Genomic DNA, 9,924 nt, shown 5'->3' with positions numbered 1-9,924 from the left:
GGCTCGGAGCAGGTTTCGGTTGAGGTGAGTTTTGTTTTCTACTTGAATCTTGTATTTCAATGTACGTGAAGGTCACAAGATAGCTTTGTTAGTTGAATGCTTTGGCTTGGTTTTCATTCTTCTGCCGTGAAGCAGGCATTCAAGATACCGTCTTGCCAACTAAGGTGACAAGACGGTATCTTGAACGCCAAACATAATACTTAAAGAACAACAACATAGTCAAAGCGTTCAACCAACAAAGCTATCTTTTGACGTTGCCCCAAAATGAGCACCGGGGCTCATTTACCCCGCTCCCACCTTTATCGCCGATTCCTCACCACCTGATAACGACGGGTCAAATACTCCACTGGCGCACTCCAGATATGAACCAACCGGCAGAACGGAAACAATACAAACAACGTCATACCCAAAATAATATGAATGCGGAAAATCATGGCCACGCCGTCCAAATGTGCCGACGCCCCGGCATGGAATGTCACCACCGCCTGTGCCCAACCCACCAGCTTCATCATCTCACTGCCGTCCATGTGCTGCGCAGAGAACGGAATGGTCAGTAAACCAAGGCACACCTGCACCACCAACAGCGTAAGAATCAGAATATCACCAACGCTGGACGTTGCGCGGATACGCGGATTCATCAGGCGGCGTTTCAACAACAGTCCTCCGCCGACCAGCATCATCACACCACATATGCCACCAGCAAACATCGCCATCTTTTGCTTCAACTCGACTGACAGAAAAGGTTCATACACCCAGTGTGGCGTCAACATGCCAAAGAAATGTCCGAAGAAAATCCCCAGAATACCGACGTGAAACAAATTCGAGGCCAGACGCATGCCCTTTTTATCCAGCATTTGACTGGAACCCGCGCGCCAACTGTATTGACCGTAGTCATAACGCAACCAACTGCCGATCAAAAATATCGCACCGGCCAGATAAGGATAAATATCAAAAAAGAACAGGTTGAGAAAATGCATGATTATTTTCCTTCTGTACTGGCAGGCCGATGCCGTGCATCGGCCTGATCAAGGCTGAGATATTGCGGGGCTACCGCGCCTGCGAAACGACGCTGATGGGTGGTTTGCTGTGCCGAGGCACAACCCTCCTCACCCAGGAATTTGATCTGCTCTTCTTCCCAAACCGCATCCAACGCCGCCGGGGTATCGTCGCGGGCTTCACCCGCCACCGATGTGCTGAGGCTCTCGCTGCGCAATTCACTGCCAGATAAACTCAGTAACACATCAAACAACAACGCATAATGATTTTCCCGCTGACGTAAACGTGCAGCAATCAGCGCCAGGATCGGGGCGATATCCTGCAATCCCCCTTTTGCCTGATCGGCCTGACGGCTAGAAAGGTATTCCAGATACAACGGCAGAAAATCCGGTAATTCACGACTGTCGAGCTCCAGTCCTGCCTCACGGTACTGAGCCAGCAGATCGACCATCGCCTGACCCCGATCGCGGGACTCACCGTGCACATGTTCGAAAAGCAGCAGTGATGTTGCCCTGCCGCGATCGAATAACTCACAATAGGCCGCCTGGGTATCCAACAGATCGCCAGCACAAAAATTCCGAATAAATTCAATTAATTTGGCGGAGTTTTGCAAATTCAACTCTGACGCTTCCTCAAGTGCCACCACCAATTCGCCTTGATGCGTCCACAAATTTTCGTCGGGATAATCAAGCAATCGGCCAATCACTTTAAGACTAATCATGCTGAGCCTCTTTATTGGTTTTGCTGCTGATATCAATTGCATCAATGCGCTGGCTATTGAACAGATTGAATTTGGTGTCACTGCCATGGCAACCATCACCAAAACTGAAACCACATCCCTTGCTTTCAGGGAATGCCTCGCGTGCCAACTCACGATGACTCGATGGGATCACAAAGCGATCTTCGTAGTTGGCGATGGCGAGGTAGCGGTACATCTCCTGCTCCTGCGCCTGTGCTTCGGTCAAACCTACCTGCTCCAACGCACGGGTATCGTTAACGCCATCAACCGTCTCAGCACGTTTGTAATGACGCATCGCCAGCATGCGTTTCAACGCCAAAAGCACCGGTGCGGTATCGCCCGCCGTCAATAGATTAGCCAGATATTCCACAGGAATACGCAGGCGTTCGACGTCAGGCAAAATCCCCGTGTGCGGCAGTTCACCGGCGTCGGCTGCGGACTGAATGGGCGACAATGGCGGCACATACCACACCATCGGCAAGGTGCGATATTCCGGGTGCAGCGGCAGCGCAAGCTTCCAGTCCATGGCCATTTTGTAGACCGGTGACTGCTGTGCTGACTCAATCACCCCCTGCGGAATGCCATCTTCCAGTGCCTGGGCAATCACTTGCGGATCGTTCGGATCGAGGAAAATGTCCAGTTGACTCTGGTAGAGATCCTTATCGTTTTCTACCGCCGCCGCCTGCTCAATACGATCGGCGTCATACAGCAGTACGCCCAAATAGCGGATACGACCAACGCAAGTTTCCGAGCAGACCGTCGGCATGCCGGATTCAATGCGCGGATAACAGAAAATGCATTTTTCTGATTTGCCGCTCTTCCAGTTAAAGTAGATTTTTTTGTACGGACAGCCAGTCAGGCACATACGCCAACCACGGCATTTATCCTGATCGATCAGCACTATGCCGTCTTCGCCACGCTTATAAATTGCACCGCTTGGGCACGTCGCCACACACGCCGGATTGAGGCAGTGTTCGCACAGTCGTGGCAAGTACATCATGAAGGTGTTTTCGAACTGGCCGTACATCGCCTTCTGCATATTGTCGAAGTTCTTATCCTTCGAGCGTTTCTCGAATTCACCGCCAAGAATCTCTTCCCAGTTCGGGCCACCTTCGATTTTATTCATCCGCTTGCCGGTAATCAGCGAACGCGGACGGGCGATCGGCTGGTGTTTGCCTTGTGGCGCGGTATGCAAATTTTGATAGTCGTAGTCGAAAGGTTCGTAGTAGTCGTCAATTTCCGGCACATGGGGGTTGGCAAAAATTTTCGACAGCAAACCAACGCGTCCCCCCATCCGTGGTTGAAGTTTCCCGTTGATCTTGCGGATCCAGCCGCCCTGCCATTTCTCCTGATCTTCCCAGGCGTGCGGATACCCCACACCGGGTTTGCTTTCAACGTTGTTGAACCAGGCGTATTCCATCCCTTCCCGGCTGGTCCATACGTTTTTACAGGTTACCGAACAGGTGTGGCAGCCGATACATTTGTCGAGGTTCAGCACCATGCCGACTTGAGAACGAATTTTCATTTTGCTTTCCCCTGTTGGCGTGCCGCAGCATTGCCCTGCGCATAGTCATTACCTTCGCCATCTAACCAGTCGATATTGTCCATCTTGCGAATCACCACAAATTCATCCCGATTTGAACCCACGGTGCCGTAGTAGTTGAAGCCATAGGTCAATTGCGCATATCCACCAATCATATGGGTCGGTTTCGGACAAACGCGGGTTACCGAGTTATGGATACCGCCGCGCTGGCTGGTGATTTCCGATCCCGGAATATTCACGATACGTTCCTGCGCGTGGTACATCATGGTCATCCCTGCCGGAATACGCTGGCTGACCACCGCACGGGCGGTCAACGCGCCGTTGGCGTTGAAGGCTTCAATCCAATCGTTATCCGCAATGCCCAGCTCTTTGGCGTCGTCTTCGCTCAGCCAGACTATCGGGCCACCCCGGGACAGCGTCAGCATCAGCATCAGGAGGTTGTCACTGTACGTGGAGTGAATGCCCCATTTCTGGTGTGGCGTCAGGAAGTTAAGCGCTTTCTCCGGATTACCGTTTGGTTTTTTGTTTAGCAACGGCTGCGCTGCACGGGTGTCGATCGGCGGACGATACACCAGCAGGCTTTCACCAAATGCGCGCATCCACTCGTGATCCTGATACAACTGTTGGCGGCCAGAGAGCGTACGCCAAGGGATCAACTCATGAACGTTGGTGTAGCAGGCGCTGTAGGAAACATGTTCGTCCTCCAGGCCGGACCAGGTCGGGCTGGAAATAATCTTGCGTGGTTGCGCCTGAATATCGCGGAAACGAATCTTCTCATCTTCTTTATTCAGCGCCAGATGGCTGTGATCGCGACCGGTAATAACGCTCAGCGCGGCCCAGGCTTTTACCGCCACCTGACCATTGGTCTCCGGTGCCAGGGAAAGAATCACCTCGGCAGCATCAATCGCGGTGTTGATATTGGGACGTCCGATCGCTGCGCCCTCTGCTTTGGTGTAGTTGAGTTTTTTCAGGAAATCGACTTCAGTTTGGGTATTCCAATTGATGCCTTTACCCCCATTGCCAAGTTTGTCCAGCAGCGGGCCGAGAGACGTAAAGCGTTCATAGGTATTCGGGTAATCGCGTTCCACCACCATAATATGCGGTGCCGTTTTTCCGGGGATCAGTTCACACTCGCCTTTTTTCCACTCTTCCACGCCCAATGGCTGCGCCAGTTCGGCCGCAGAGTCGTGCTGGATAGGCAGTGTGACAACATCCGTCTCTTTTCCCAGATGACCCTGGCAGACGCGGGAAAACTCTTTGGCAATGCCTTTATAGATCTCCCAGTCACTTTTCGAATCCCATGCAGGATCGACCGCCGCCGAGAGTGGATGAATAAATGGATGCATATCCGAGGTATTCATGTCGTCTTTTTCGTACCAGGTTGCGGTTGGCAACACGATATCGGAATAGAGGCAGGTGCTGGACATGCGGAAATCGAGCGTAACGACCAGGTCGAGTTTTCCTTCACCCCCTTGGTCGCACCACTCCACCTCTTCTGGCATCACACCGCCCTGTATACCCAGATCTTCACCCTGAATGCCATTTTCGGTACCCAGCAGATACTTCAGCATGTACTCGTGACCTTTACCGGACGAACCGAGTAAATTCGAACGCCAGACAAACAGATTTCGCGGGAAGTTTTGCGGGTCGTCCGGTTGCTCGGCAGCAAAGCGCAGCGACCCCTTTTTCAGGCTCTCAACCGTATAATCCACCGGTGTCATACCCGCAGCCTGAGCCTGCCCGGCGATATGCAGCGGATTGACATTAAGTTGCGGTGCAGACGGCAACCAGCCCATACGCTCGGCACGGACGTTGAAATCAATCATACTGCCGGTAAAGCGTGATTTATCCGCCAGTGGCGACAGCAACTCCTGCGGGGCGACCGTTTCATAACGCCACTGGCTGGAGTGGTTATAGAAAAATGACGTACTGTTCATTTGACGTGCCGGGCGCTGCCAGTCGAGACCAAATGCCAGTGGTAGCCAACCGGTTTGTGGACGAAGCTTTTCCTGGCCGACATAGTGCGCCCAACCGCCGCCGCTCTGACCCACGCAACCGCAGAAGATCAACATATTGATCAGGCCACGGTAATTCATATCCATGTGATACCAGTGGTTCATACCGGCACCCACGATGATCATCGAGCGTCCGTGGGTTTTGTCTGCATTATCTGCAAATTCACGAGCAATACGGGCGATATTCTGACGGGACACACCGGTGATTTTTTCTGCCCAGGCCGGGCTGTAGGCTTTGATTTCGTCGTAGTTTTGCGCGCAGTTTTCATCATTCAGACCGCGCTCAATACCATAGTTTGCCAACGTCAAATCGTAGATGCTGGCGACGAGGGCTTCACTGCCATCAGCCAGTTGCAGGCGTTTCACCGGCAGTTTGTGGAGCAAAATCTCATCGAGCTTAACGTTCTTGAAATGTTCACTTTCAGTCCCGCCAAAGTACGGGAAGCCAACATCAACCACCTCATCATGGTTCTCAATCATACTGAGCTGGAGTTTGACCTCTGCATTAGTGACACCGTCACGTTGTTCGAGATTCCATTTCCCTTTCTCTCCCCAGCGGAAACCAATCGCCCCCTGTGGCGCGGTCAATTCGTTACGTGTTTCATCAATGGCAACTGTCTTCCACTGTTGATTGTTGTCCTGTCCCAGTGAATCGACCAGATCGGCGGCACGCAGCATACGGCCAGCTGCATAGTAGCCACCGTCACGAGGCTCCAGCAGTACCAGCATTGGCATGTCGGTATAGCGGCGCACATAGTCAAGGAAATAGCTGCTCTGACGCTCAAGGTGAAATTCTTTCAGAATAACGTGCCCCATCGCCAATGCCATCGCGCTGTCAGTACCCTGCTTCGGATTCAGCCACTGATCGCACAGCTTCGCCACTTCAGCGTAATCCGGGGTGACGGCGACGGTTTTGGTGCCTTTATAGCGAACTTCCGTAAAGAAATGGGCATCAGGGGTACGTGTCTGCGGTACGTTTGAACCCCAGGCAATAATGTATGACGAGTTATACCAGTCTGCCGATTCAGGGACGTCAGTCTGCTCACCCCAGGTCATGGGTGAGGCCGGTGGAAGATCGCAATACCAGTCGTAAAAACTCAGACAGGTCCCCCCAATCAACGACAGATAGCGTGCACCAGAGGCGTAGGAAACCATCGACATCGCCGGGATCGGTGAAAAACCGATAATACGGTCAGGGCCAAATGTTTTGGCGGTATATACATTCGATGCAGCAATCAGTTCATTCACTTCCGGCCAGCTTGAACGCACAAATCCACCGCGCCCGCGTGCCTGTTTATAGCTTTTGCTTTTCTCGGCATCGTTCATGATCGACGCCCAGGCATCAACAGGATCGCTGTGCATGATTTTGGCTTCTCGCCAAAGTTTAAGCAGCAGCTTGCGCATCAGGGGATATTTCAAACGGTTGGCACTATAGAGATACCAGGAATAGCTGGCTCCCCGCGGGCAGCCACGCGGTTCGTGATTCGGCAAGTCCGGACGGGTACGAGGATAATCGGTTTGCTGGGTTTCCCAGGTTACCAGCCCATTTTTGACGTAGATTTTCCAACTGCACGAACCGGTGCAGTTCACGCCATGCGTTGAACGTACAATTTTGTCGTGCTGCCAGCGACTGCGATAGCCATCTTCCCAATCACGGTTGGTATTCATTGTCTGGCCATGGCCATCGGAAAATGGTGCGTCCAACTGTTTGAAATAACGCAACCGATCTAGAAATTTGCTCATCCGGACTTCTCCTGATGCGAAGTCTTGTGACTTCTGTTGTTGTGAATCGAATAGTTGTGAATCAAATGAATCGAAAATGACATTGCTCAAATTGCCGCTAGAGTAGTCAGCACTGGTGCGTGTCAAATTGATTGCGATCAAGTCATCAGGAGGAACTTAGGGAGGGGTTGCACGCAAATACCACCAAAGTGGCAGAGTGTAATGAAGATTTATATTATTGATTAATAGAGTTAAAAACAAAAAAAAGGCGCACAGAGGCAGACCGTCTCTGTACGCCGGCTATTGGGGGTAGCCAAAATGTGTAACGCTGCGGACCAGGCAATATGCTTAACCGATCCGTCTGTTATCCAGGCGTTTGGGGGAACACCTCAGAGCTGTGGGGTATTCCAGCCCTGTGCATATTTTATCATTGAGTTAGTGACATTCGAGAAGTAGTAGTAGAACGATTTATGATAGGGCAACTTTAAGTTAGTGCGATATAGCCCCCACTTCCATCCTGAAGCCTGTTTGGACGAGCGCATTGCTTTTTGTGATTGAGGGTGATAAATCACCAGCGGATCCGGGAAGCAGAACGCCGTATTATTGGCTGCGCGGCTAAGGATCGACAGCCACATTAAGTATTCCGCCTGAGCCACGTCTTCCACATAGACCTTGCCCACTTTTTTCGCATTGTAGATTGAGGTAAAGCAGGCCACTTTATTATTCCTCAACAACGCTTTATAACTGATCAGTTCTTCTCTGGCGTCCATTTTGGCAGGAGGCGGCAAGTCCTGATTTTTTGATCTGGCATATTTGGAACAAACCACATCGTAACGGTTGGTTTTCAATATACCGACCTGTATGGACAGTTTATCCTCCGCCCATAATGCACCACAGGCGCTGAAGGCGATATAATCCCCTTTCGCCAGCACAATCCCCCGGTTAATGGCCGCTGCCCGACCACCAATACCCGTATTCTTGTGATAGCTGATTCTTTCGTCGTTAAAATGCTGTATTTGCGTTTCAACTGTCCCATCCAATACATCGTCAATAATATAGAGATGGAAGTCCGTATAACTTTGACTCAATATGCTTTGAATTGAGTCCTGAAGTCCGTTTCCATTAAGATAAACGGGCAGTATTACTGATACCTTTTCCATATACCCTCTCTGTCAATATTCTTCATTGCCCAATCTTCGATAAAAGTATCCCAGAGGAATCTTTTAGAAATATGGGATTGCTGTAATTTGTTTTTATTATTGAATACTTCGCTAGCCAATAGAGCCAAATTTAATCTTCGAAATAACTTCCCCACTCACGCTGAACCGTTGGTGGACGCATTTGGCACAAACCACCCCCAGGAGTAAAGGTTAGCTCGCCGAAGTAGATTTTATCCCCAACCTCATAGAAATCCACACGAACATAAGAGAATTGATTTGCAATACGCGTAGCCAAAGATACCATTTCTTCCAACATTTTTGGTTTCAACATCGGCTCTGGATTATTCCTTAAACCAAGCCGTATTTCAGTTCGATTCCAATCACAATCAAATATATCGCGACGATGAACACCAAAACGACTATAGTCCACCTGGATAAAAACTTTAATCACACCATTTTTATTGAAACAGTGAAACTTCAAATCGTTAGGGACTGAATCACCAACCAACAAAAGCTCTTCGAAAATAAGACAAGGCTTTATGGCATCATAGTGTTTTTCTTTAGTCATTTTATAAAAATTACAGTTTAACCAACTTGAAGTCAACTCGTATAGATCTTCGTAATTAGTTTTTGTTTTATCAAACACCACTTCGTTAAATCCACTTCCATGATTTGCCTTCACAACAAAAGCATTTGGTAAATTTTTATATACAGCGTACGTTAATTCCTCACTTGTACCATATAAATTTATTAGATATTTTTCACCAATGACACCTTCTATATACTCTCTCACTTGAAGCTTATCTGCGAGCTTGGTGTAGATTTTCTTTGGCTTCATGTTTCTAGCCAAAATTTTTTCGCTAAATAATAGTGGTCGTGATAAATTTGGCAACTTCTTAAAAATTCGATAATACGTTATCTGATGATAGAATGTATCAGGCAACGAATGATATATTTTTTTAGCTATATTTCTTAACATGACTTATTACCCTTCTCGTCATCAGAGGAATACATTGAAAACAGGTCAACTGCAGAGCGGTGATTTTCCCTTTTTGGAAAAACATATTCAGCACAAAGAAGGAACAAAACTCTGCCAGTAATGTCGATATTGCGGCGCCCTTCAATCCAAACTTCGGAATTAATAAGTAGTTCAAGGCGATGTTTATCAGTGCCACCAGCGGCATTTTAATCGCGATAAAGCGATAGCCGGAAAAAAGAACTATTACCCGATACGACAATGTACCCAATAAAGCAAAGAGCATCGTTACTGCACAAATGGGGATAATCGTCGCCGACTCCGCATAAGCACTACCAAATAACATCAACACCAGGGGCTCTGCAAAGTACCCCAGTAACAAGACTACTGGCAGTGAACAGGCGAGAATGACCAAATACATCAACCTGATCAGATTGCGCTGCTCGTCCCAGGTTCGCTGCCTGGCAATCGAGGGCATTAGCGAGGTGAGCAATGCCATGGGAACAAACGCCCACCCCTGACTCAAACTGATTGCAGCACCATATAATCCAACGGCGTGCGTACCTACCATGCTCCCCAACATGATCTGGTCTATTCGGGTAAAGATGACGATCGACAGTGTAGAAATCGCCAGCGGCAGCCCAACCTTATATCTTGATTATCACTTTAACAGAGCGATAATCCCCTGACTGATCATCGGGGGTGCTGTTGTGAGTTTGTGGTCCCTGCTCGAACTTCGAGTTCGTGTTCAAGATTAAACCACAACAGCACAT

Annotated in this window: 7 protein-coding genes; all 7 read right to left on the bottom strand. The window is 49.4% G+C overall.

Going from position 1 to position 9,924, the window contains the following annotated elements; translation table 11 throughout:
• Window positions 1-299: 299 nt before the first annotated feature.
• The 7 genes from narI to DRI82_RS23105 all read right to left on the bottom strand — a co-directional run bounded on the left by narI (window position 300) and on the right by DRI82_RS23105 (window position 9,785).
• Window positions 300-977, bottom strand: coding sequence for a respiratory nitrate reductase subunit gamma (narI, locus tag DRI82_RS23135; RefSeq protein ID WP_114196246.1), 678 nt, complete (start codon window positions 975-977; stop codon window positions 300-302).
• Between the two features lie 2 nt (window positions 978-979).
• Window positions 980-1,717, bottom strand: coding sequence for a nitrate reductase molybdenum cofactor assembly chaperone (narJ, locus tag DRI82_RS23130; RefSeq protein WP_114196245.1), 738 nt, complete (start codon window positions 1,715-1,717; stop codon window positions 980-982).
• A complete protein-coding gene (narH, locus tag DRI82_RS23125; RefSeq protein ID WP_114196244.1) occupies window positions 1,710-3,260 on the bottom strand; it encodes a nitrate reductase subunit beta in 1,551 nt (516 codons plus the stop codon). Before narH ends, narJ begins: the two co-directional genes overlap by 8 nt.
• Window positions 3,257-7,036, bottom strand: coding sequence for a nitrate reductase subunit alpha (locus DRI82_RS23120; RefSeq protein WP_114196243.1), 3,780 nt, complete (start codon window positions 7,034-7,036; stop codon window positions 3,257-3,259). The genes narH and DRI82_RS23120 overlap by 4 nt, the downstream gene beginning before the upstream one ends.
• 368 nt (window positions 7,037-7,404) lie before the next feature.
• The gene (locus DRI82_RS23115; RefSeq protein ID WP_114196242.1) at window positions 7,405-8,175 is read right to left on the bottom strand and encodes a glycosyltransferase family 2 protein; all 771 of its coding nucleotides are present in this window, start codon (window positions 8,173-8,175) and stop codon (window positions 7,405-7,407) included.
• Between the two features lie 130 nt (window positions 8,176-8,305).
• Window positions 8,306-9,154, bottom strand: a complete 849-nt coding sequence (locus DRI82_RS23110; protein WP_114196241.1) for an ATP-grasp fold amidoligase family protein — start codon at window positions 9,152-9,154, stop codon at window positions 8,306-8,308.
• Window positions 9,135-9,785, bottom strand: a complete 651-nt coding sequence (locus DRI82_RS23105; RefSeq protein ID WP_281269806.1) for an oligosaccharide flippase family protein — start codon at window positions 9,783-9,785, stop codon at window positions 9,135-9,137. The genes DRI82_RS23110 and DRI82_RS23105 overlap by 20 nt, the downstream gene beginning before the upstream one ends.
• Window positions 9,786-9,924: the final 139 nt, after the last annotated feature.

It is taken from the genome of Edaphovirga cremea (assembly GCF_003332275.1).
In the GTDB taxonomy this organism is placed as follows: domain Bacteria; phylum Pseudomonadota; class Gammaproteobacteria; order Enterobacterales; family Enterobacteriaceae; genus Edaphovirga; species Edaphovirga cremea.
This window is presented reverse-complemented; position numbering and strand designations above follow the sequence as displayed.

What these genes read in the sequence shown, in the direction of transcription:
- narI (WP_114196246.1), bottom strand. Translation starts at nt 977, where the DNA reads ATGCATTTTCTCAACCTGTTCTTTTTTGATATTTATCCTTATCTGGCC.
- narJ (WP_114196245.1), bottom strand. Translation starts at nt 1,717, where the DNA reads ATGATTAGTCTTAAAGTGATTGGCCGATTGCTTGATTATCCCGACGAA.
- narH (WP_114196244.1), bottom strand. Translation starts at nt 3,260, where the DNA reads ATGAAAATTCGTTCTCAAGTCGGCATGGTGCTGAACCTCGACAAATGT.
- DRI82_RS23120 (WP_114196243.1), bottom strand. Translation starts at nt 7,036, where the DNA reads ATGAGCAAATTTCTAGATCGGTTGCGTTATTTCAAACAGTTGGACGCA.
- DRI82_RS23115 (WP_114196242.1), bottom strand. Translation starts at nt 8,175, where the DNA reads ATGGAAAAGGTATCAGTAATACTGCCCGTTTATCTTAATGGAAACGGA.
- DRI82_RS23110 (WP_114196241.1), bottom strand. Translation starts at nt 9,154, where the DNA reads ATGTTAAGAAATATAGCTAAAAAAATATATCATTCGTTGCCTGATACA.